Genomic DNA, 23,426 nt, shown 5'->3' on the forward strand with positions numbered 1-23,426 from the left:
CTTTACTTAAATTAATTTTTCTAATTCTTTAAAAACTCTAATATTATCTTTTGGTTTGCCAATAGTAATTCTAATAGCATTCATTCCATAATTTTTTAAATCTCTTAAAATTATACCTTTTTTTAACAAGTTTTGTGAAATTTCTGTAGCATTTTTGTCTTTGAAAATATAAGTTATAAAATTTGTGTAACTTTTTATATAATCAATCCCGTGTTTGAGTGCAAATTTCTCAAATTTTTTCATTTGAGAAAAATTATTTTTAAGAGTCTTTTGTATAAATTTATCATCGTCCAATGCCACAATTGCAGCTTTTAAACTAAGCGTAGTTATGTTAAAAGGAACTCTTAATTTAGATAACTCTTTTATAATACTTTGTGAAGACACGGCATATCCAACCCTCATTCCACCAAGTCCATATGCTTTTGAAAAAGTTCCCATATACATTGTATTTTTAAAATCATTTATGAGTTTTTTTACATTTATGTGTTTATTGCTATCTTTAAAACTAGCAAACTCCTGATAAGCTCCATCAATAACAACCAAGGTATCTTCGTCTATTTTAGATATAAAATCATAAACATCTTTAGCATCCAAACACTCTCCAAGCGGATTGTTTGGAATGCAAAGAAATATTATAGAAATTTCTTCTTTATGTTTATTATAAAGCTCTTCGAACTCAGCTAAATTATGATTTTTAGAGTTTGTTTTATAGACTTTCGCACCAACATGAGAAGCATAAATTTCATACATTGCAAAAGTTGTTCCTGCAACTAAAATAGCACTATTTTCATTTGCTTTAGCATGCATTGCAAACTCAATAGTCTGATCACTTCCTGAGCCTATTATGATATTTTGGGTTTTAACTTCATATTTTTTGGCAAGTTTTTCTTTTAGTTCAAACATACTATCATCAGGATAAAGACTTGCATTTTTAGCACAATCTTTGATAGCTCTTTGAACTTTTTTGGAACATCCTAAAGGATTTTCATTACTAGCTAATTTTAAAACATCGTCATTTTTTACGCCAAATTCCCTTACAACAAGTTCTATTGGTTTTCCTGCTTCATAGTTTGATATATTTTGCAAATGTTTATTAAATTTCACTGTATTTCTCCATTTATATAACTTCCAAGCCACTTAATGTCATGACCCCTTTTTAATGCAAGATCAAAAGCACTTTGAACCCTATCATCATCTATATATCCCTCAAAATCTATAAAAAATATAGTTTTAAAATCTTTATTTTTCATAGGTCTACTTTCAAGTTTTGTTAAATTTATATCCTCGTTTCTAAATATCGAAAGCAAATCAACAAGTCCGCCTGGTCTATGATCTGCATTAACTAAAATAGAAGTTTTATTGTGTTCACCGCGAAGTGCCTTAAAATCGCTTAAAATTAAAAATCTAGTTTTGTTTGCACAATTATCTTCTATGGTCTCAAAAATAGCTGGGATATTGTAAATTTTAGCTGCTATTTTTGAGCAAATTGCCGCACTATTTTCATCTTCTAAAGCCATCTTTGCTGCCATTGCAGTAGATTTTGAAGGGATAAATTCTACATCGCTTAGATTATGGCTTTCTAAAAATTTTAAACATTGATTATAAGCTTGTGGGTGAGAATAAATTTTATTTATTTTTTTAAAATTTTCATTTAAACTAACAAAAGAGTGGTGGATATCCATATAAAGTTCTGATACTATTTTTATAGTATCAAATTTACCCAAACAATCAAGAGTAAGCCCAACTGCACCTTCTGTATTGTTTTCAACTGGAACAACTCCGTATTTTGCTTCTTTGTTGATAATCTCTGTAAAAACAGCATCAATCGTAGCAAGTGGCGTATAAGAACTCATTGCACCAAACCTACTTTCAGCAGCTTGATGTGAATATGTTCCATCAGGACCCAAAAAAGCAACCCTTTGAGGCATTTCTAAATTTCTAGAAACACCAAAAATTTCAAAATAAATTGCTTCAATTGCTTCTTTGTTTAAAGGACCGCTATTTTGATTATACAAACGGCTTAAAATTGCTTTTTCGCGTTCTGGTCTATATATATTTGTTCCGCTTGATTTTTTTAACTCGCCAATTTTTTTAACATGGGTCATTCTTTGATTTAAACATTCTAATATTTGATCATCTAATTTATCAATTTGTGAGCGTAAATCATCAATATTTTGCATTTTTTCCTTCTATAAACACTCTTTTTCTAATGCTATTTGATACTCAAAACTCTCTCTTTTTCTTATGAGCTTATCTTTGCCATTATAAATTCCAACTTCTGCTGCCCTGTTTCTAGTATTATAATTACTCGACATACTAAATCCATATGCACCAGCTGAACTAAAAACAAGCAAATCGCCTCTATTTGTTTTGCTAATTTCTACACTCTTAGCAAGAAAATCTCCGCTTTCGCAAATTGGTCCAACTATATCACAAACACTCTTCTCTTCATTTTTATTTTCTAAAGATATGTGAGTAACTTTGTGATAAGCATTATACAAACTAGGTCTTACAAGATCATTCATAGCACCATCAACTATAATAAATCTCTTTGTTTTATTTACTTTTTCATACAATACAGAACTTACAAAATATCCACTTTCTCCAACGATATATCGTCCAGGCTCACACACCACAGTAACATCAAGTCCACTAAGTGTGCTAAGTATGGCTTGTGCGTAATCATAAGGTTTTATGGTAATTTCATTATCATAAACTATGCCTATGCCACCACCTACATCAAAAAATCTTATGTCTATTTCAAGTGCTATTAACTCCCTTAAAAGCTTTGAAACAACATTACAAGCATCATAAATTGGCTTAATATCGGTTAATTGTGAACCGATATGAAAATGAATCCCAATTGGCTCTATAAAAGGCGAAGATTTAGCTTTTAGATATATCTTTTTTGCAACTTCTATCTCAACACCAAATTTATTTTCATTTAATCCAGTTGAAATATAAGGATGAGTTTTTGGATCTATATTTGGATTTACTCTAACTGAAATTCTAGCCTTTTTACCAAGTTCTTGGGCTATTTTTTCAACTCTATAAAACTCAGCTTCACTTTCTAAATTTAACATAAGTATGTCTAAATTTAGTGCTTCTTTTATTTCATCATCATTTTTTCCAACGCCACTAAAAATTATCTGATAGTTTTTTGCACCAGCTAATAATGCTCTTTTTACCTCACCTATAGAAACACAATCAAATCCAGCTCCAAGATTAGCCAAAAATTTAAGCACACTTAAATTTGAATTTGCTTTTACAGCATAACAAAGTAACGACTTTCTAGCACTAAAAGAGTTTTTTAAAGAAAGATACTTTTGCTCAATCATATCAAAATCATAGACATAAAGCGGTGTTTTGTAAACTTTTGCTAAATTTATAAAATCCATAATTACCCTTTTTAAATTTAGAGATTATACTTAATTTTATATAAAAAAGAGTTTTAACGATTTGAAAAATAAAGTTTTATGGCAAATAAAAATAGTAAAAATATAGGTAAAACTACGCCTAGTTCTGCAAGTATAACGCCATTTTGAGAAAATCTAATCAAAACATACAATACTCCCCAACAACAAAGCGTTGCAACAACAAAAATAAAACCAAGCAAAGCAAGATTGAAAAACCTATATGTAGATGGTAAAAAGTAGTAAAATATAAGCACCATTATAGGTGCAAAAAGAGGAAAAAATATGGAATTATACAAAGAAACTTTGAGTGAGTTTATATTTATACCTTCATTTTTAAATGTTTTTATCGCATCTAGTGCGTCATTTATGGAATACGGTGTGTCGCTTTCATAAATATTTTCTATAGTTTTTGGTCTAAATTTTTTAAGTGTTTCTAAATTTTCTAAATGTTGCACTTCAAAACCTTTTGCCATAAATTCTAAATTTGATGGTAAATTTGTTATATTTACATCCTCTAAATTCCATATTTTTCCATCAAATTTACCGCTACTAGCAGAAACTATGCTTAAAAGCTTTGTATCATTTACATCAAAAATATTAATAATCTTAGCATCATTAGTTATAGGATTTAACCTACTTATATAAATATATTTTCCATCATACTTTACAAATTTTTCATCTAAATTTTGAGGCATAAAAGATGATGATGCGATGTTTTTTCTATACTCTTTTATGTAGGTAAAATTTGTAAAATTTAAAGCTATATAGCTACAAGTAACAATCAATGCTACTAAAAAAGTAGGCATGATAACCCTATTTTTATCTATACCAAGAGCATAAAAACTTACAAGTTCATTATTTCTTATCATATTAAAATATGTAGCAATAAAAGCAAAAACAAGACTAAGTGGTAAAATATAATTTAGGGCAATCAAAGTTGTAAGAAAAAAGTATATAAGCTGTAAATTTGCACTTTCTGGAAATCTTTTTAAATTTGTTAAAATATCTATACCGGCATAAAATAGCTCTAAAGCTATAAATATAATCAAAAAATATTTAAAATATACATAAGCTATATGTTTAGCATAAATTTTCAATCGCAAAAGCCTTTTTTTGAAGAGTATTTTTGAGATATTTTATCTATATCTTGATTAACAAACTCTAAAACGGCATCTTTTGTTATGGAAATAATCTTTTTTACACACTCTTGTTCTTTTTGAGAAAATTTTCCCAAAACAAAATCTATTGTGTCTTTTTTAAGCTCACTTCCTATTCCAACTCTAATCCTATCGTAATTTATTCCTATGGATGTGTCTATTGATTTAATGCCGTTGTGTCCACCACTGCTTCCACCATTTTTAAATTTAAGCCTTCCAAGCTTAAGATCCAAATCATCATGTATAACAATTACTCTATCTATTTTATAAAAATTTTTAACAGCACTTACGCTTTGCCCAGAAAGGTTCATAAAAGTCATAGGTTTTAAAAAAAGAAGCGAACCTTTTTTATAAAGTTCGCCTTTAAATTTTGTATTTGATATCTTTTCGCAATCTAATTCATCTAAAATAGCATCTATTACCATAAATCCTATATTATGCCTTGTATTAGCATACTCAATACCCGGATTTCCAAGTCCTGCTATTAAGATCAAAATTTATCCTTAATTAGCTGTTGTTACTCCAACTATTGCGATATTAGCACTTTCTAGCATAGTAACACCATCAGGAATTTTAACATCTTTAACTAAAATATTATCATTAACATCAAGATCACTTACATCTAAATCAAATGAATTTGGTAAATTTTCACCAACACATTTAACAGCTAGTTTTCTTTTATAATTTACCAAAACACCTTTATTTTTAAGACCTATCGGTGTTCCTGAAATTTTTATAGGTATTAAGTATTTTGACTCAACGCCGTCTAAAACAACTTTTAAATCAACATGTTTAAGCTCATTAGTAACTGGATGTTTTTGATAATCAACAACAACAACTTTCAAAGTTTTAGAGCCAACTTTTACTTCAAAGGCAAGCTTATCTTTAGAACGAAGCTCTTTTATAAAATCATTTACTTTAAAAGCCGCGTTAATATTTTCTAATCCCTTGCCATAAATATTGGCAATTAGATAACCATCTCTTCTTAAAGTCTTAGTAGACTTTTTATCGATACTCTCTCTAACAATACCTTCTAACATCATTTTTCCTTGATATAAAATAAAAATAAACTATGATTCTATCTAAAAAACATTTAATATTTTATAAATTTAATTTTTAATCATCAGAAGTTGATTTTATTTTAGGAAGAGAATATCCAGCTTTTTCATAAGCTTCTTTAATAGATTCTTTATCATTCGTATATAAATTAGAACTAACTTTAGCAAGTTTTGCATTTTTAAGTAAAATTTTAAGATTATCTCTTTTTGTAGAATTTTCTAAAGCTGATTCTTCTGTTATAACTCCAGCGTTAAACAGATCAAGTAAATGCTGATCAAAAGTTTGCATTCCAAGAGTATTTTTGCTTTCTTTTATAACATCATAAATTTCTTGATCTTTTTTATCAAGAATTTTTTCTTTTACACGATGATTATTTATAAGAATTTCAACAGCGGCAACTCTTTTAGAGTCTTTTGTTGGTATAAGTCTTTGTGATATTATAGCCCCTAAAACCGAAGCAAAGCTCATTCTTATTCTTTCTTGTTCTTCTATAGGAAACATCGATATAACACGATTTATAGTTTCTTTTGCGTCCAAAGTATGAAGCGTTGATAAAACAAGATGACCGGTTTCAGCTGCATTTATAGCTATTTCTATTGTTTCTAAATCTCTCATCTCGCCAACCAAAATAACATCTGGATCTTCTCTTAGTGCAGCCCTTAGCGCATCTTTAAAACTCGTAGCATCTTGACCTATTGAGCGTTGATTTACTATACACTTATCATCTTTATAAACAAATTCTATTGGATCTTCAATTGTAATTATATGCGAACTATCTTGCTTATTTATTCTATTGATAATACTAGCCAAAGTTGTTGTTTTGCCGCTTCCCGTAGCTCCAGTAACTAGTATGATTCCTCTTTTTATATTATCGCAAATGTCTTTTACAACAGGCGGCAAATCCAATTTTTCTATAGTTGGTAGAATTTTTGGTATAGTTCTAAAAACAGCTGACACTCCATCCATTTGAAAAAATATATTTACACGAAACCTATAATCTTCATTTATCGTATACGTAAAATCCACACTTTTTTTTTCAACAAGTTCGTCAAAACGGGTTCTAAGCAGTTCTTTGGCAAGCGTTAATCCATCTTTTTGTGAAAAAATTTCATCTGACATTGGTTTAATTTTTCCATTAAATCTCCCTCTTACAACCGAACCTGATTTAAAATGAAGATCACTTCCATTGTCACTAACTAATTTTTTCAAATAAACATTAAGCCTATCTCTTTGTTTATAATCTAGTTCATTTATATCAACAAATTTACTGCTCATTGCTAGCCTATATTTTTTTCTTTAAATCACTCATAATATCTTCAAATGATTTTACAAAAGATGATATGCCATCGTTTAAAAGATCTTTATAAACTTTAGTCATATCTATATCAGCTTTTTTTACAACATCAAAAAATTTATCTATACTATCATCACTCAATGGGCTTTTTTCTTCAAAATGAACATCTCCAAAAGCTTTGATAGTTTCAAGAGGTGCTGTATTTATTGAATTTTTATACAAAAGTTCTTTTACATAATAAGCCTTATGCAAACTATCTCCTTTTACACCTGTGCTTGCAAAAAGTGTTTTAACATTTGGTAAATTTTTCTTTTGTATTGTATTGTAAATTTTTGATGCGTTCATTATGCCTATTTGAGAAGTTGGCAGTGATTTTTCACTCATTTTAGTATCTAAAAGCCTATCAAATCTACTTACAAAAACACTTATAACAGCTTGTGGAAGATTGGCTTTGGGAAATCTTTTTATAAACTCGTTAGTTGCATTTTCAAAAGAATCCAAACAATCCAGTGCTTGTTGTGGCGAAAATACAAGAGTTGCATTTATATTTATTCCTTTTTTCATAAGTTCATTCATAGCCTCAAATCCGGCTTTTGTGGCTGGAATTTTAATCATAACATTTGGCATACCTATTGTAGAATATAAATTTTTACCCTCTTTAAAGCTACCCTCGGCATCATCGTATAGACAAGGATCGACTTCTATACTAACAAATCCATCATCATTATTTGCATAATTTTTCAGCAATTTTTCTGCAGCAAGTCTTATATCTTGTGTGGCTAAAATCTCATAAACAGTTTTTGGGTGTTTAAATTTGCAACTTTTTATGACATTTTCATAATCACTAGAATTGCAAAAAGCATTTTTAAATATCGTAGGATTACTAGTAGCACCATTTATAGTGTCTGAAGATATAAGTTCTTTAAACTCACCATTTATAAAATCTCTTTGCAAAAAATCGCACCATAGTGAAAAATTGATATTGTTATTTTTATACACAAAATACCTTTTATTTAATAAATTTAATGATTTCTCGCAAATCTTTTATATCAATGCAATGCGTTGCTTCTTTTCTTAAAATTTCATTCGCACAAAAAGCAAATGTAAGCCCAGCTTCTTTAAACATAGATAAATCATTTGCACCATCTCCAACACACATAACTTCATCTTTTTGTAAATTCATCAAAGATTTAAGCTCTTTTAACATGACACCTTTTGAGTATCCAAACATCATTTCTCCGCCAGCTTTTCCGGTAATAATGCCATCTTTTACTTGAAGATAGTTTGCAAAACTTGCATCAAAACCTAATTTTTCTTTGGCTATATCTGTAGCTAAATGATACCCGCCACTAAAAACTACAACCTTTATACCTTTTGATTTTAGATACGAGATAAGTTCTCTTGCTCCTGTTATGAAAGGAAGATTTGAAGCTATTTTTTTTGCCTCATCTTCCTTCATACCTTTCAAAAAAGAAGCTCTTTTTGTAAAACTTTCATAAAAGTCTATTTTACCAGCCATTGCTTCTTTTGTAATATCTCCAACTTCCTTACTAGCTCCAACAGCTTGTGCAAAATATGTTATTGTTTCCCCATCCATTAATGTAGAATCAAAATCACATACACAAAGCTTTATCATACTAAAACTCACGCTTTAAAAGTGAATCAACTTTTAATATCGTTAAGATATTATTATCTCTTTTTCCTATTCCATATATCATTCCACCTTTTTCTTTTAAAAGAGTTTCTGGTGGGGTATCTATTCTATTTTTTTTAATTCTTATAGCTTGAGTTAAACTATCTATCAAAAAGCCAGCCATATCTTCTTCATTTTTCATAATGATAAAACGAGTATGATCAGTAGCTTTTGTAGGTGGTAAATTAAATTTAATTCTTAAATCTATAAGAGGAATTACGGTTCCTCTAAGATTAAAAACTCCTAAAATATAATCTGGCACACTTGGAACTCTGGTATAATCAAGAGGTTTTATAATTTCTTTTATATCTAATATAGGAACAGCATACTCTTCTTGCCCAACTATAAAGCCAACTAATTGTATAACCTCATCTTCTCTGTCTATTTGAGCAGGATCAGTTATTTGTTTCTTTTGTTTCTGTAAAACTTGATTTAATTTATCACTCATAGCTCTACTCCATATTTAAGTTTTTTCTAACAACATTTTCTAAATATTCAGAAGAATATGGCTTTGTTATATACTCAGTCATGCCAACCTCAACACCTCTTAGTCTATCGGTTTTACTTGTTCTTGAAGTAACAGCAATAAGAGGTAAGAATTTGTATTTAGAATATTTTCTAATCTCACCAGCAAGAGTATAACCATCCATTCTAGGCATCTCAATATCTATAAGCACAGCATCAATAACTTTTTCACTAGTCTTTATAATATTTAATGCATCAACTCCGTTTGCCGCTTCTATAATGCTAACACCAATTGGTTCAAGTGATTTTTTCATAATATTTCTATCCATCTTAGAATCATCTACTACTAAAACAACATAATCACTTGGTTTTTCTTTTTTAGAAGCTTCAGAGCTACTTTCAATATCAGCTTTTATGTCTATTTTAATATCTTTAGCCATATCCATTATAGTTCCAACATCCACAATAAGAGTTACCTTACCATCACCTCTAATGGTTGCCCCTGCTATTCCTTTGATATTTTGTAAATAGTTACCTAAAGACTTAATAACAACCTCTTCTTGTCCTATTAAATTATCTACAATGATACCTATCTTACTCTCCACTACACCTATGACAACTACATAGGTTTGCTCTCCGCCATCAAATACTTTTTTAACATTAAATAAATCAGAAAGTCTAACAAGAGATATAACCTCATCTCTAAGTCTTAAAACATTTTTACCCTCAATTGTATAAATATCGTCAAGAGGTACACGAACTGTTTCTAAAACACTAGCCAAAGGAAGTGCATATGTTTCTTCTTGTGAACCAACAAGTAATGATTGAATAATCGCTAAAGTAAGAGGAATTTTTAGTTTTAAAACAGTTCCTCGCCCAAATTCACTATCTATATCTATGATACCGTTTAATTTCTCGATGTTGGTTTTAACAACATCCATTCCAACGCCTCTTCCTGAAACATTAGTAACTTGCGCTGCTGTTGAAAATCCTGGCTTAAAGATAAGACCAAATGCTTCTTTGTTACTCATAGCATCGGCTTCTCTTTCTGTAATCAATCCTTTTTCCATACATTTTGCTTTTAATACATCAGGATCCATTCCTTTACCATCATCGGCTATTTCTACAACTATATTATTGCCTTCGCTATAAGCTTTTAACTGAATGACACCTTTTTCTGGTTTACCAGCTGCCAAACGAGCTTCTGGGCTTTCTATACCGTGATCGCAAGAATTTCTAATTATGTGAACTAAAGGATCGCCAATAACTTCAACTATTGATTTATCAAGCTCTGTTTCTTCGCCGCTTATTTCTAAATCTATTTGTTTATTCAAATCCCTGCTTAAATCCCTTACCATTCTAGGGAATTTATTAAATACTTTTGCTATAGGAAGCATTCTTGTTTTCATAACAGCAAGCTGAATATCAGTTGTTACTATAGAAAGTGCCGCAACTACTTGGTTTAACTCCTCTAAAAATTGCTCTCCGTCATATCTTTCACTTACATCTTCATAAATCTTAATAAGTCTATTTTTGCCTAATACAAGCTCCCCAATAAGACTCATTAGATTATCTAGTCTTTTAACTTCAACTCTAATTGTTTGTTCCATTTGAGTAGAACTACTTGCTGCTACAGCTTTTGAATCAGAGTCTTTATTCTCTGGCTTAGGAGCTGGTTTTGGCTTAGGAGCTGGAGCAGGATTATCCTTTTTCTGAGCTCTTCTAGCTTTATCTTCTTCCTTTCTAACTTTAAGAAGTCTTTCTATCTCGGCTTCAACTTCAGATTCACTAAGAGAATTTACATCCACTTCTTCTTCTGGCTCCTCTTTTGCAGGCTCTTCTACCTTTTCTTCTTCTTTTGGTTTTTCTTCCTCTTTTTTAGGAGACACTGGAGCAGAACCATCTCCACCCGAAATTTGATCCAATCTAGAGCAAACATCAGTTATATCAAGTCCTATTGCAGTATCATTTCCATTATCTCTAATAGATCCTAAAAGATTTTTCATATCATCAACTGATTCTAAAACAACATCCATAACATCTGGAGTTATTTTTAACTCGCCTCTTCTAGCTTTATTTAAAACATCCTCCATATGATGAGTAAGTCTTGTTAATATATCAAAATTTAAAAAAGACGAACTACCTTTTACTGTATGCGCAACTCGGAAAATTCTATTTAAAAGCTCTAAATCCTCAGGATTAGCCTCAAGCTCTACAAGATCGTGATCTATTTGTTCAACTAGCTCAAATGCTTCAACGAGAAAATCTTCTAATATTTCTTGCATATCATCCATTGTTTTCTCCTATTTAGCAGTATTTTTATGTTTATTTACTACTCTTAAAACTTCTTTACAAAGAATAGTAGCATCAAATTTAGTCAAATAAGCATCAGCACCGGCTTGCTCACCTTGAGCAATACTTTGCTCATTATTTAATGAAGAGTTAAAAATAATTGGTATATTTTTAAACTTATCGTTATTTTTTAATTTTGAAGCAAAATGATATCCATCCATTAAAGGCATCTCTATATCACTAACTATGATTTTGAGATTTTTTTCTAAATCATCCCCATAAGCCTCATAAAGATCTTCCATCTTTTGTATACCATCTACGCCATCTTTAGCTTCAATTACTTTAAGACCCATTTTTTCAAGTGAATCTCTTAAAAGTTTTCTAGCAGTTGAACTATCATCTAAAATTAAGCACAATCCATCCAGCATATCTCTTTTTTCTATATTAAAGTTCATTTTTGGAGAATATATGCCAAGCTCTTCAACTATGCTTTCAAGGTCTAGTATAAGCAAAACTTCATCATTTTCTATCTTGGTAACACCTGTAATCTTACCTTTTTCAAAAGCACCGCCTTCTGATGAAAAACTTGCAGGTTCTATATTTTCCCAACTAATTCTACGAATTCTCTTAGCTTCATGAACTATAAAACCTATAAGAATATCACTAAATTCAGTGATAATTACTCTTGGTTTTATCTTGAGATCATCTGGAACTTTTACATTCATCCATTTTGAAAGGTTTACAACAGGTATAACAACACCTCTTAGATCAAAAATTCCATCTATATATTCTGGAACTCCAGGTAACTCGGTGAGATTTGGCATCTTTATGATTTCACGAACTTTGGCTACATTAACGCCATAAATTCCCTCATAAGGACCTTTTTCGCCTTGTTTCATGATTCGAAAATCAACAAGCTCCATCTCACTAGAGCCCATTTTAGAACTATTATCAAACATTATGGCCCCTTAGATTTAATTGTTTGTTTGAGTCGTATTCTACTATAAAGTATCTTTGGTCACACGCAAAACTAGATAAATTTATATATCTTTTATTTTCAATAATCAGTTCTTCGCCTTGATGATAGTGTCCTTCGATAATTAAATTTGCATTATAATGATGAATTTTAGGTATTAAAACGGATTTAAAATCATTAATTTTATATGCTAAATTTTTACTATTTTGACTTTTTAAAATAGATTTTGATATCTTAAATTTAATCTTTCTATCAATAAAATTTAAAAAAGTCAAAAAATATTTATTTCTAAGAATTAAAAGCAAATAAGCACTTACAAATGGTAAAAACTTATCACCATGCGCAATCAAAACATCGTTTTTATTGATATCTTTAAACTTTACAGGCTGAGAATATATATCAAAAACTACAACATTTGGAAATATTCTTTTAAGATTAAAATCATGATTTCCTTCGAAAAAAAATATTTGAGTAGTTTTTGAAATTTCATTTATCAAATTTATCTCATAAACATAAAAACTCTGGGTAAAATCGGCATAATCGGAAAGAAAATCAAAAATATCTCCAAGCAAAAAAAGCTGTTTAGTCTTTATCTTGCCACTATAAATATCTTCTAAAACACGGATAAATTCCTTTCTTGAACTATTTATGTGAACATCTGCTACAAAAATAGCTCCATCTTTTATCTCATAATCCATATGCGATTTTTGGAAGTCCAAGACTTTCATCAAATCCAAACATTAAATTTGCATTAGCAATAGCTTGAGAGCTTGCACCTTTTAGTAAATTATCTATGGCTGAGTTTATAAAAAGTAAATTTTCATGTTTTTGTGCAAAAATATCGCAAAAATGCGTTCCAACTACATTTTTTACGACAACTGGTTCATTTTTTACCCTAATAAATGGTGCGTTTTTATAAAACTCTCTTAAAATTTCTTTTTCGTCTATGTCTTGTTTTAAATTCACATAAACACTTACAAGCATTCCCCTTGTAATCGGGACAAGATGGGGGATGAAATGAAGCGAAATTTGAGAATTTAAAAGCATTTCAATACGCTCTTTTATCTCATCTGCATGTCTATGTTTAAAAGGATTATAGGCATTGATATTTTCATTAACAGAGCAAAAATGACTTGTAGTTTTAAGGCTTTTTCCAGCCCCACTTACGCCGCTTTTTGCATCTATTATAACTCCAAATTTAGTATCTATAAAATTTATAAAAGGTGCTATGGCTAAAAGCGAAGCAATAGGATAACAACCAGGATTTGCAACTATTCTAGCAGTTTTTATCTTTTCTTTATTTAATTCAACCAAACCATAAACCGCTTGTTTTAAGCCATCTTTATCAATGTGAGCTGTATAATTTTTCTCATAAAGCTCTAAACTAAGCCTATAATCAGCCGATAAATCCACAACTTTTACATCTTTAAAAGATAAAAGCTCTTTGGTAAAATACATAGATTTTTCGTGCGGAAGAGCTAAAAAAACTATATCACATTTTTTTGCAACTATCTTTGGATCTGCTACTTCTATATCCATATCTAAAATGCCATCAAGTAGTGGAAAAATTTCATCTGTTTTACTAGCACTAGAAGCAGCCAAATAAGAAATTTCAAAATTTGGATGATTTAGCAAAATTTTAATAAGCTCTAATCCAGTATAACCACTAACTCCGATAATACCAGCTCTAAATTTCATTTTTAATCCTCAAATTTTATAGGCTTATAACAAACTTCTAAAATCTCTACATCGCTTGTTCCATTTGGCAAATGAAGTGTTATCTCATCGCCTTCTTTTTTACCAATTAGCTGTTTTGCTAAAGGAGTATTTATGGATATCAATCCTTTAGAAATATCACTTTCACTAATGCCAACTATCGTATAATGTTTTTCAAGCTCAGTTTCTACATCCAAAATTCTAACACTTGAGCCAAATTTAATGCTATCATGTGAATACGTGCTAGGATCTATAACATTTGCTCTACTTATAATGTCGCTAAGTTCTGCAATCTTTGCATCTATAAAAGCTTGTTTTTCTTTTGCTGCATGATATTCTGCATTTTCTTTTAAATCGCCGTGGCTTCTTGCTATGTCTATTTCTTTTACAATTTGTGGTCTTTGAACATTTTTTAAATCTTTAAGTTCTGCTGTAATTTTCTCATAACCATATGCAGTCATTGGTTCTGTCATAATTTTTCCTTTTTTAGTTTTATTATATCATTTGATTTTAAAATTTTAAGTATTTATCAAATTTGCTACATTTTTTGCACTTCCATTTTGCAAATATTCCCTTAATTCTTTAGATGCTGTTATAAATTTATCTAAATTGTAATTTTTATAAGAATTTAATAAATTTCTAGCATTTACTTCATCTTGGATAAACTCGTCATTTAGCTGCTCTTTTCCCATAAAATCAAAAAATATATTTGCAAGCCCAATGTGATTTAGCTTTACAAAAAGTTTTGCTATAAAAACGTCTATAGATTTTGCTTTGTAGCACAACACAAAAGGAGTGCCTATGAGTGCTGATTCAAGCGTTGCTGTTCCAGAGCAAATAAATGCAAAATCGCTATTTTTCAAAATCTCAGTAGTGCCACTTTGGACACTAAACTCGCTCACATCGCCATAAATTTCATCAACTTTATTTTCGTAAAAATGCGGCACACAAAGAACTTTTTTAGACTTTATACTTTTTGCACACTCTTTAAAAATAGGCATTAAACGCTTTATTTCAGATCTTCTAGAACCCGGTAAAAATGCTATTTGATTACAATGTTTATCTTTATCTTTAAACACATTTATCTCATCTAAAAGCGGATGTCCCACATAAATACTGCGAGTATAAAACTGATTGTCAAAAGGTAAAATAGAAGCCAAGTTATCGCAATATGCTTCAACTTTTTTAACTCTTTTTGGCTTCCATGCCCAAACTTGTGGCAAAATGTAGTATGTTATTTTAGTTTTTATTTCGGCTTCTTTTATAGCTTTTGCTAAAGGAATATTAAAAGCAGGCGAATCAATTAACAACACATGATCACATTCTTTAGCAAGCTTTACCATCTCTTTGATAGCTTTTTTTGCTTTAAAGATAAGCGGCACAATTTCTACAAAACCCATTGCCGAAAACTCTTCACTTCTCATATAAGGATTTCCAAATTTAGGGTCAAAAATACCTTTTAATTCATAATTTTCTAAATACTTCAAAACCTCTTTAAAATGCAAATTTGCAGAAGGCTCTAAGCACGATACTAATAGCTTTTTCATAAAAATATCATCCAAATTTTTATTTTGATTATATCACATTTAGGCAAATAGCTATAATTTAGTTATTTGATATTTATTATCAGTTTAATTATAAATTTAGTTTTTGTATTTTATAATAACGATTATCAAATACAAAGGAGATAAAATGTCAGTTTTGGTAGTTGGTGCAGACGAAATAACGCCAATAAAAGCTGTTTTAAACAACTTAGGAGCAGATAAGATAGAACACTGGGATGCAAGAAATGAAAACAGAGTAAATAGAAAACCAATTCCAACTAAAACAGATTGTGTGGTAATGCTTACGAGTTTTTTAAATCATAACACTATGAAAAAAATAAAATCTGAAGCAAAAAAACGCAAAATTCCAGTAGTTTGTGCAAAAAGAAGCGTAAGTCATGTTTATTGCGAATATTGTAAAATCTTTGGTTTAAACAAAGAATGCGAGAACTGCAATGAGTGATAAACTTTTTTTGTATAATTATGCCACACAAAGCAAAGTGCCGGCTTATTATACAAAATTTGCAACCTTAAAGGAAAGTTTGGAGCATTACGCCAATGATCTTTTGTATCCAAAAAATCTAAAATTTACGCAAGCAAAAGATATATGCTTGCAATCAAATTTGATAATACAAGCATATAAAACCAAAAATTTCAAAAAATTAAAAAATACAATTGGTTTACCAAAATTAAAAGCTGCACAAATTTACTCAGAACTTATACACAATGAATATAATTTCGATTTAATATTTAGAGATTTTGTTCATGGAAAAATTGTATCAAAAAATGCAGATAAAAAAGTGTATTGCAAAAATTCTTTGATAATTATAGAAAATGGAGATGAAAAATTAGGCATAATGACAAATTATAAAAAAGTTGATATAAATAATTTAAATTCTTTAAAATGTGATATTGCCAAGGCTTTGGATATAAAAAAAGATCAGAATTTACAAAATTTATATATAGTTTGTCCGCGAAATTTAAGTTTTAGAAAACATATAGAAATAAAAGCACAAAATAGTGATTATATGGGCGTAAAAATAGTGCCATATACACTTACAAATCTTAAAATAAAGGAAAAAAGATGATAGGAATAATTTATGGCTCAACTCTTGGTAATACAGAAGATGTTGCAAACAAAATCGCAAATGAACTAGGGCTTGAATGCAAAGTAGTAAATGTAAGCGATATCAAGCCTAGTGATATAAATGCTTTTGATAAATTGATAATTGGCTCATCAACCTGGAATGACGGGGAACTTCAAGATGATTGGGAGAGTTTTGATTTTGATAGCCTAGAGATTAATGGTAAAACAACAGCCTTTTTTGGCACTGGAGATTCACAAAGCTATAGTGATACATTTTGCAATGCAATGGGAATATTATATGAAACTTTTAAAGAAAAAGGAGCAAATATAGTTGGGCAAACCGATACTAGCGAATATAATTTTGATGAAAGCAGTGCTGTTATAGATAATAAATTTATAGGACTTGCACTAGATATAGATAATGAAAACGATAAAACAGATGAAAGAATAGCTAATTGGGTAAATTTAATAAAACCAAATTTTGAGTAATTTAAATTTGGTTTTAAATGTATATTAAAATAAAATTAGAGAAAATAGTAGCGAAAATGTCCGCTGTCTTTTGGTTATTTTAATATACTTAATTTTGGTTTATGCAAAAGATTTTGGCATGTAAATTTAAAATATACTATTTTGCGTTTTTAGATATTGTTATTAAAAATAGCTTTTTAAATTTAAGCCTATCTTTTGCTATTTTATAAAATTTAATGCCTAATTTTTTATCTATAAATTTAGTATGATTTTGAAATTTTAGCAAAGACTAGATGGTTAATTTCGACAATCTCTCGCAAAATTTCCAGCTTGTGGCATTTAGTTTTATCAAAAAAGCTATTTTTACAAAGTATGACAAAAATTTAGAGAATTTTTTAAAATTTAATTTGTGTTTGCAGTAAATACTGTGTCATTGCGAGATTTGCAAAGTAAAATCAAAACAATCCATATAAAATTTTGTAAAGTTTATAAATAAATTTTTGTTAAAGATATGGATTATCACTAAAATTTGCCTAGAAAATTTTCTCGCAATGAGGGGATTTTAAAATTTAGTTAATTTCAAATTTTGCATTTTTGATTTCAAAAAATCCTAACATTGCATTTAAGATTGCGAATTTATCAGCCTTTAAAAGCTCGCTTATGCCGAAATCTAGTTCCTTTAAAAAGCCGATTTGCAAAAGTCTCTCGCGAGTTGTGCCTTTTAAAAGTGGCGATTTTGGTGTTATCCAAATGCCATGCAAAAAAATTGCGATATTTGCTATTGAAGTGTCCGTTAAAACACCATTTTTATCCACAATAATATCACTACAATCGCCTTTTTGCAAGAAAAGTTCATTAATCTCGCTTCGATCTAAAAATTTTCTCTCGTAAGAAATTTTGCTTTTTAAAACCTTGAAACTACTAAAATTTCTAGCTTTGTAGCTAAAATTTTCACTACTTATAAAATTCCCAAGCTCATCATAGATAATTTTTGTTCTAAAAAGTCCATTATTAGGCACTTTTATCACTTCATTAAAGTCAAATTTCAAGTTTTCGCGAACTGAGTTTTGAGCTCTTTTTATGTGAAATTCCAAATTTTTAGCCTCAAAATTTTGCACTTTTATTGTCTCAAAAAGTAAAATAGGCTTTTTTGATAAGCTCATCAAACTCCTTTCTTGCGGTGCTTTCAAGTGTAATTCCACCGCCACTAAAAAATTTCAAACCACTTGGCGAAATTTCAACAAATCTAATCAAAACAAAACTTCGCAAAACTCGTCCATCAAAATGCACAAAAACACCAGTATAAAAACCTCTTTTTTCACACTCAACTTCGCGTAAAATCTCGCAAACTCGCATTTTTGGGGCACCAGTAATAGAGCCAGCTGGTAAAATTTTCTCAAACAAATCACCAAAATTTTGTGAAAAATGCTCACTTAGACGCCCTGAAATTTTAGTGCTTGTTTGTAAAATTTCGCCTCGTTTTGTTTTAATCTTGCTAAAATAGCGAAATTTTTCCACTTGCACTGCACTAGAGACCATATTTAAGTCATTTCGCATAAGATCAGTTATCATTGCTTGCTCAGACAACTCTTTTTTGTCATTTAGCAAAATTTCGCGTGCCATTGGGATTTTGGCGTCAATTGTGCCTTTCATCGGATAGGTTGAAATTTTGCGATTTTTGATTTTGACAAAAAGCTCTGGAGTAAAGCAAATAAAGCGGTTTTTTAACATAATTTTAAGCGGAGCGGTCGAGTGTTTATAGATTGTTTTAGGGCTTAAATTTGTGTGAAATGGCGTTGCAAAGCACAAATTAGCAAGATAGCAATGCCCTAAACGCATATATTTTTGCACCTTGTTAAAGGCAGTTTTGTAAGCTTTAAATTTCAACGAGAATTTTTTCATTTTATATGAAATTGTTCGCTTTTTTTTGGCGTTAAATTTAAATTTCACGCCAAAATTTTTAGCCTCACTAAGTTTGCAAACTATATCATTTTCAGGCTCATCGTAGCTCAAAAGTGCGATAAATGGTGTTTTATTTTGACTAAAATTATTCATTTTAGCAATATTTTCTTGTGTCAAAATTCTCCTTTTAAAATATTATAAAGCTAGTTTTTAACTATTTATAAAAATTTTCATTTTAAATTTAAACTTACTCACGCCAATTATACAACTTTAAGATAATTAATTTAAATATGTGTGAATTTTAATAATTAAATGCATAAATATCGTTGAAAATAAAAATAATACTTTTACAAGAAATTTAGTATCAAAGATGAGCGTATTACTTGTAAGATAATTTAGATATTTAAAATAGAAATTTTAAACTAGAAATGATGGATTTTACACTAATGCGTAAGTGTGGATAAAAATAAAGATTTAATTTAACCAAACTTTGACCTACTTTCATAGACACTCAGTCTTGAAATTTTAAAATAGAATATTAAAAAAATTAATTAAAAATATCTTAGAAAATAATCAACAAAATTTAGAATTTGCTAAAACGATATTTAAAAGCGATGATTTAAAAACACTAACTAATAAGAAAATTTAAAAATAAATTACTTATCCCTATCAAGCATTGCGATACCATAATACCAATAAACGATCAAAGCAAGACTTTTTTGCAAAACCTAGCGAAAATTACAATATCATCTTTTTTGTAAGTTTTCTTTCGCAAATTTTCTAACTTCACTGTCTAAAAAAACCACATCTTCTATATTGTTTGTTTTAATATTTGTAAATTTATCAAGCGAATTAAAAATAACCTTTGAAATATCCAAAAAAGAACATTTTTTATCCAAAAATGCATAAACACCGATTTCATTTGCCCCATTTATAATAACACCTAAATCTGGATTTTTTAAAACCTCATCTTTTAGCGAAAATATTGGATATTTTTTAAAATTTATTTTTTTAAATTTAATGCTTTTTAGTTTTAGCAAATCAACATTTTCTAAAACTTGCGGAACTTTATCTTCAAAAATAGCATGAGCTATGGCTAAAATCATATCTGTTTTTGATATATGAGCTGTAGTTGAGCCATCTTTAAAATTAACTAGGGCGTGGATAATAGAATTTGGCTCTATTATGGCATTTATATTTTTTATGCCAAAAAGCCAAAAAGCTTCCATAACTTCAAAAAGTTTATTTGCCATAGTTGCACTATCTATAGTTATCTTAGCACCCATATCCCAGTTTGGATGTTTTAGTGCGTCACTTGGCGTAACATTTTTTAAAGCTTTTAATGGAGTTTTATAAAACGCACCTCCGCTTGCAGTTATGACAAGTTCTTTTATCTTATGTGGACAACTAAGCAAAAATTTAAGTCCAAAATGTTCGCTATCTATAGGATTTATAGCTAATGCATCTAAAAATTTACCGCCGGCTACTAAGCTTTCTTTATTTGCTAGTGCTAGTTTTTTACCACTTTTTTGCAAAGTATAACTTGGCATAAGTCCTGCAAAACCAACTATAGAATTTATAGCTATATCATCATCACATTCATTTATCATATCCAGTAAGCCATCTTTGCCACAAAAAACTTTATCATGATTAACGAAAGATTTTAAATTTTTATCTTCTATGCAGACAAATTTGGGCTTAAATTCATCTATTTGCTTATTTAGAATTTTATAATTTTTAGCACAACTTAAGGCTGAAATTTTTATATTATGTTTTCTTGCTAAATTTAAAGCATTTGTGCCTATGCTTCCAGTTGAACCAAGTATAATCATACTAAAACCAAATACATTGCAACACTAGCAAACAAATACGCATCAATCCTATCTAACATTCCACCATGACCTGGGAAAATATCCCCACTATCTTTTACACCAGCAATCCGCTTTATATAACTTTCAAAAAGATCGCCAAATACTCCAAAAATGGCTATTAAAAAACTAACCAAAATGGCTTTAATAAACACAAAATCAAACAAATTATATGAAATCAAAGCTCCACCAATACTAGCAAGAACAACTCCGCCCATAACGCCTTCTAAGGTTTTATTTGGAGAGCTCTTAGAAAAAGATGTTTTACCAAATTTTTTACCTACAAAATACGCACCACTATCGCATACAATAGCTGTAAATAGCATATAAAATATATAATTTATACCAAAGGAAATATATATATCAAACATTATAAGAAATGGTGCAAGTGGATATAAAAATGGATATAGTATTTTTAAATTTTCCACCTTAAAATAAGCCACAAACGAAGCTAAAACTAGCATATAACAACCAATTAGTTTTGGAGATATAAAATTTACTTCATCATTTGAGCTAAAAATAAAGACAAAAAGATAAAAAGCTAATGCCAAATAGACTAAATTTCTGTTTTTAATATCAAAAAGTTTTAAAGATTCTAAAAAAGCAAAGTAAATAACTACACCAAACAATAAAAAATTTATAATAAAAATATCTAAAACGCATACTAAAATCAGTAAAGCAAAAAGAATGATTCCTGTGTAAATTTTACTATTCATAACTCTCCTTTTTGTAAATTATAGCTAAAATTTACTTATATTTTTATATCTAAAATTTGTCCTTCTATAGAATCATCTAACTCTTCTTCTAGGTCGTTTTCTTCTTTATTTTCATCCTTATTTTGAGTTTTTTGTGCCTCTTCTTGAGCTTCTTCTTGTGCATCAGCGTGTTTTTTTTCATGCTCACGCTCTGGATCTATTTTATATATCTCTTCAGCGGGTCTAACTTCTTCAACTTCTTTTTTATCTTTATTTGTTGCTTCAAGCATAGCTAAATTTTGTGCATCAAGTCTTGCTTGAAAATCGTTTTGAGTTGAAGCTGCAACTCCCATATTTTGATTTACATATATTGTGCTTCCTATCGCTGATACAGGCATTTTAACTCCTTTATAAAACTACTCCTTATTTATGTATATCGTCTTATAATTGATATAATTTACATGAGAATCTTTGATGATTTTTACATTTTCTCTTTTTGTATAATCAACTTGATAATTTCCTGGATTTTTAGTGCTAAAATTTACACATATCTGACCAGCAAAATATATAACTTCATCGCTCATTATTTTTTTGTTTGTTTTTACTATAACATGGGCACTTGGAATATCTTTTAAATGAAACCAAAAATCATTTTTTGATGCATTTTTTAGTAAATTCGCATTGCCTTTTTGATTTTTACCAACACTTATTTTAAACTCATCGATATAGAAATTTTGCACATCTAAAGACATTGTATCAACTTTTTTTACATTTTTTGCTTTTGGATAAATTATCTCAAGCTCTACTACTGATTTTGCTGAGTTTATAAGCGAAAGCAAATTTTCATAAAAAGCTATTTTTTCATTTAAATTTTTTCTTTCTATATCAATGCCCTGGGCTTTTTGCTTTAGCTTTTTTGATCTGTTCCAAAATGAATTTGCACTATTTTTTGGACTTTCTTCTAAATTTAAGGATACAACCTTGCCATTAAAATCTATTAAATTTATATTTCTATCATAATCATTTAACATACTTAAATTTGCCAAAAGAAGTGTAGCGTTTTTGCTATAAATTTCACTTTGAGCCAACAAATCATCTTTATTTTCCAGCTCATTTAAACTACCAAGTAAATTTTCTATCTTTTTACTAATCTGAGAAATTTTTATCTGCTTAATTTGACTAAATTTATTATCAACTATTTTGGAAAACTCGTTTTTAAAAAAATCATCGAAATTCTCTATCTTTTCACATGATTTTTCTTTTATCAAAAATGGTTCAAGTGGTAGCAATTTTTTACCAACTTTTATTGATCTAAAATCATTTTCATGGTGCCTTAATGCTTCTAAAATAATATCATTTTCATCAGTTATTATGACATTTGTAAAGCGACCTGTAAATTCCATAACAAGATAGCTTTTTAATGCTTTATATGAACCGCTATAAATTGTTTTAAAAACTAAAATTCTATTATTTTTTGGCACAAAAATATCTACTATATCAGCCCCGGTAAAACGCTTTTTCAAAATAGTATCAAAAGGAGCTTTGTATTCTTTTTGAAAGATTAAATTTGGATTTTGATATATACTAGAAATATCTTTACTTAAATCAAAAATGAGTTCAAAATTATTATCAAATCTGATAAATATAATATTATCTTGAATTCTTTTTATCTTTGTTATTTTTTTAAATTTAGTAAGAAAACTTGCAATCTGTGTTAAATTTGAATACTTCATAACATTCATTATAGCAAATTTAGCCGTTTTTTGATACAATCTTATTAAAATTTACAAGGAA

At 29.2% G+C, this 23,426-nt stretch carries 25 protein-coding genes; 3 read left to right on the plus strand and 22 right to left on the minus strand.

Going from position 1 to position 23,426, the window contains the following annotated elements; all coding sequences use genetic code 11:
- Positions 1–6: 6 nt before the first annotated feature.
- From hisC to lpxB, 16 genes are all read right to left on the minus strand, one after another.
- The gene (gene hisC / locus CSPT_RS07155; protein ID WP_089182958.1) at positions 7–1,104 is read right to left on the minus strand and encodes a histidinol-phosphate transaminase; all 1,098 of its coding nucleotides are present in this window, start codon (positions 1,102–1,104) and stop codon (positions 7–9) included.
- Positions 1,101–2,180: a prephenate dehydratase gene (gene pheA / locus CSPT_RS07160; protein ID WP_089182959.1), complete on the minus strand. Its 1,080-nt coding sequence runs from the start codon at positions 2,178–2,180 to the stop codon at positions 1,101–1,103. Before pheA ends, hisC begins: the two co-directional genes overlap by 4 nt.
- A 9-nt stretch (positions 2,181–2,189) precedes the next feature.
- Entirely contained in the window at positions 2,190–3,398 is a 1,209-nt protein-coding gene (gene lysA / locus CSPT_RS07165; protein WP_089182960.1) for a diaminopimelate decarboxylase, read from the minus strand.
- Positions 3,399–3,451: 53 nt separating this feature from the next.
- On the minus strand, positions 3,452–4,513 hold the full coding sequence (locus CSPT_RS07170; RefSeq protein ID WP_089182961.1) for an LptF/LptG family permease: 1,062 nt from the start codon (positions 4,511–4,513) through the stop codon (positions 3,452–3,454).
- A complete protein-coding gene (pth, locus tag CSPT_RS07175; protein WP_089182962.1) occupies positions 4,510–5,067 on the minus strand; it encodes an aminoacyl-tRNA hydrolase in 558 nt (185 codons plus the stop codon). The genes CSPT_RS07170 and pth overlap by 4 nt, the downstream gene beginning before the upstream one ends.
- 9 nt (positions 5,068–5,076) lie before the next feature.
- Positions 5,077–5,613 (minus strand): 50S ribosomal protein L25/general stress protein Ctc, encoded by a 537-nt coding sequence (locus tag CSPT_RS07180; RefSeq protein WP_089182963.1) that lies wholly within the window; start codon positions 5,611–5,613, stop codon positions 5,077–5,079.
- A gap of 76 nt (positions 5,614–5,689) precedes the next feature.
- Entirely contained in the window at positions 5,690–6,907 is a 1,218-nt protein-coding gene (locus CSPT_RS07185; protein WP_089182964.1) for a type IV pilus twitching motility protein PilT, read from the minus strand.
- A gap of 7 nt (positions 6,908–6,914) precedes the next feature.
- Positions 6,915–7,925 (minus strand): transaldolase, encoded by a 1,011-nt coding sequence (locus CSPT_RS07190; protein WP_089182965.1) that lies wholly within the window; start codon positions 7,923–7,925, stop codon positions 6,915–6,917.
- A 10-nt stretch (positions 7,926–7,935) separates the two neighbouring features.
- Entirely contained in the window at positions 7,936–8,562 is a 627-nt protein-coding gene (serB, locus tag CSPT_RS07195; RefSeq protein ID WP_089182966.1) for a phosphoserine phosphatase SerB, read from the minus strand.
- Between the two features lies 1 nt (position 8,563).
- Positions 8,564–9,067, minus strand: coding sequence for a chemotaxis protein CheW (locus tag CSPT_RS07200; RefSeq protein WP_089182967.1), 504 nt, complete (start codon positions 9,065–9,067; stop codon positions 8,564–8,566).
- A 4-nt stretch (positions 9,068–9,071) separates the two neighbouring features.
- Entirely contained in the window at positions 9,072–11,378 is a 2,307-nt protein-coding gene (locus CSPT_RS07205) for a hybrid sensor histidine kinase/response regulator (RefSeq protein ID WP_089182968.1), read from the minus strand.
- A gap of 9 nt (positions 11,379–11,387) precedes the next feature.
- A complete protein-coding gene (locus CSPT_RS07210; RefSeq protein WP_089182969.1) occupies positions 11,388–12,335 on the minus strand; it encodes a chemotaxis protein CheV in 948 nt (315 codons plus the stop codon).
- Positions 12,328–13,050, minus strand: a complete 723-nt coding sequence (locus CSPT_RS07215) for a UDP-2,3-diacylglucosamine diphosphatase (protein ID WP_089182970.1) — start codon at positions 13,048–13,050, stop codon at positions 12,328–12,330. Before CSPT_RS07215 ends, CSPT_RS07210 begins: the two co-directional genes overlap by 8 nt.
- A complete protein-coding gene (argC, locus tag CSPT_RS07220) occupies positions 13,040–14,050 on the minus strand; it encodes an N-acetyl-gamma-glutamyl-phosphate reductase (RefSeq protein WP_089182971.1) in 1,011 nt (336 codons plus the stop codon). Before argC ends, CSPT_RS07215 begins: the two co-directional genes overlap by 11 nt.
- 2 nt (positions 14,051–14,052) lie before the next feature.
- Entirely contained in the window at positions 14,053–14,541 is a 489-nt protein-coding gene (gene greA / locus CSPT_RS07225) for a transcription elongation factor GreA (protein WP_089182972.1), read from the minus strand.
- A gap of 45 nt (positions 14,542–14,586) precedes the next feature.
- On the minus strand, positions 14,587–15,615 hold the full coding sequence (gene lpxB / locus CSPT_RS07230) for a lipid-A-disaccharide synthase (RefSeq protein WP_089182973.1): 1,029 nt from the start codon (positions 15,613–15,615) through the stop codon (positions 14,587–14,589).
- Between the two features lie 145 nt (positions 15,616–15,760).
- Here lpxB and CSPT_RS07235 point away from each other — a divergent pair, with 145 nt between their 5' ends.
- Genes CSPT_RS07235 through fldA form a run of 3 tightly spaced genes read left to right on the plus strand, consistent with a single transcriptional unit; the run spans position 15,761 to position 17,188 of the window.
- Positions 15,761–16,075, plus strand: a complete 315-nt coding sequence (locus CSPT_RS07235; protein WP_089182974.1) for a DUF2325 domain-containing protein — start codon at positions 15,761–15,763, stop codon at positions 16,073–16,075.
- On the plus strand, positions 16,068–16,700 hold the full coding sequence (locus tag CSPT_RS07240) for a hypothetical protein (RefSeq protein WP_089182975.1): 633 nt from the start codon (positions 16,068–16,070) through the stop codon (positions 16,698–16,700). The genes CSPT_RS07235 and CSPT_RS07240 overlap by 8 nt, the downstream gene beginning before the upstream one ends.
- Positions 16,697–17,188, plus strand: coding sequence for a flavodoxin FldA (gene fldA, locus CSPT_RS07245; protein ID WP_089182976.1), 492 nt, complete (start codon positions 16,697–16,699; stop codon positions 17,186–17,188). The genes CSPT_RS07240 and fldA overlap by 4 nt, the downstream gene beginning before the upstream one ends.
- 548 nt (positions 17,189–17,736) lie before the next feature.
- On the opposite strand, the gene CSPT_RS07250 is transcribed toward fldA, so the two are convergent.
- From CSPT_RS07250 to CSPT_RS07275, 6 genes are all read right to left on the minus strand, one after another.
- Positions 17,737–18,330: an aminotransferase class IV gene (locus CSPT_RS07250; protein ID WP_089182977.1), complete on the minus strand. Its 594-nt coding sequence runs from the start codon at positions 18,328–18,330 to the stop codon at positions 17,737–17,739.
- A complete protein-coding gene (locus CSPT_RS07255) occupies positions 18,296–19,246 on the minus strand; it encodes an aminodeoxychorismate synthase component I (RefSeq protein ID WP_235610058.1) in 951 nt (316 codons plus the stop codon). The genes CSPT_RS07250 and CSPT_RS07255 overlap by 35 nt, the downstream gene beginning before the upstream one ends.
- Positions 19,247–19,815: 569 nt before the next feature.
- On the minus strand, positions 19,816–20,901 hold the full coding sequence (gene dxr / locus CSPT_RS07260; RefSeq protein WP_089182978.1) for a 1-deoxy-D-xylulose-5-phosphate reductoisomerase: 1,086 nt from the start codon (positions 20,899–20,901) through the stop codon (positions 19,816–19,818).
- Positions 20,898–21,653 carry a phosphatidate cytidylyltransferase gene (locus CSPT_RS07265; protein WP_089182979.1) on the minus strand — a complete coding sequence of 252 codons (756 nt, stop codon included), beginning with the start codon at positions 21,651–21,653 and terminating at the stop codon, positions 20,898–20,900. Before CSPT_RS07265 ends, dxr begins: the two co-directional genes overlap by 4 nt.
- A 35-nt stretch (positions 21,654–21,688) precedes the next feature.
- On the minus strand, positions 21,689–22,030 hold the full coding sequence (locus tag CSPT_RS07270) for a hypothetical protein (protein WP_089182980.1): 342 nt from the start codon (positions 22,028–22,030) through the stop codon (positions 21,689–21,691).
- 18 nt (positions 22,031–22,048) lie between these two features.
- Positions 22,049–23,404 (minus strand): NFACT RNA binding domain-containing protein, encoded by a 1,356-nt coding sequence (locus CSPT_RS07275; protein WP_369692102.1) that lies wholly within the window; start codon positions 23,402–23,404, stop codon positions 22,049–22,051.
- Positions 23,405–23,426: the final 22 nt, after the last annotated feature.

It is taken from the genome of Campylobacter sputorum subsp. sputorum (assembly GCF_008245005.1).
In the GTDB taxonomy this organism is placed as follows: domain Bacteria; phylum Campylobacterota; class Campylobacteria; order Campylobacterales; family Campylobacteraceae; genus Campylobacter_F; species Campylobacter_F sputorum.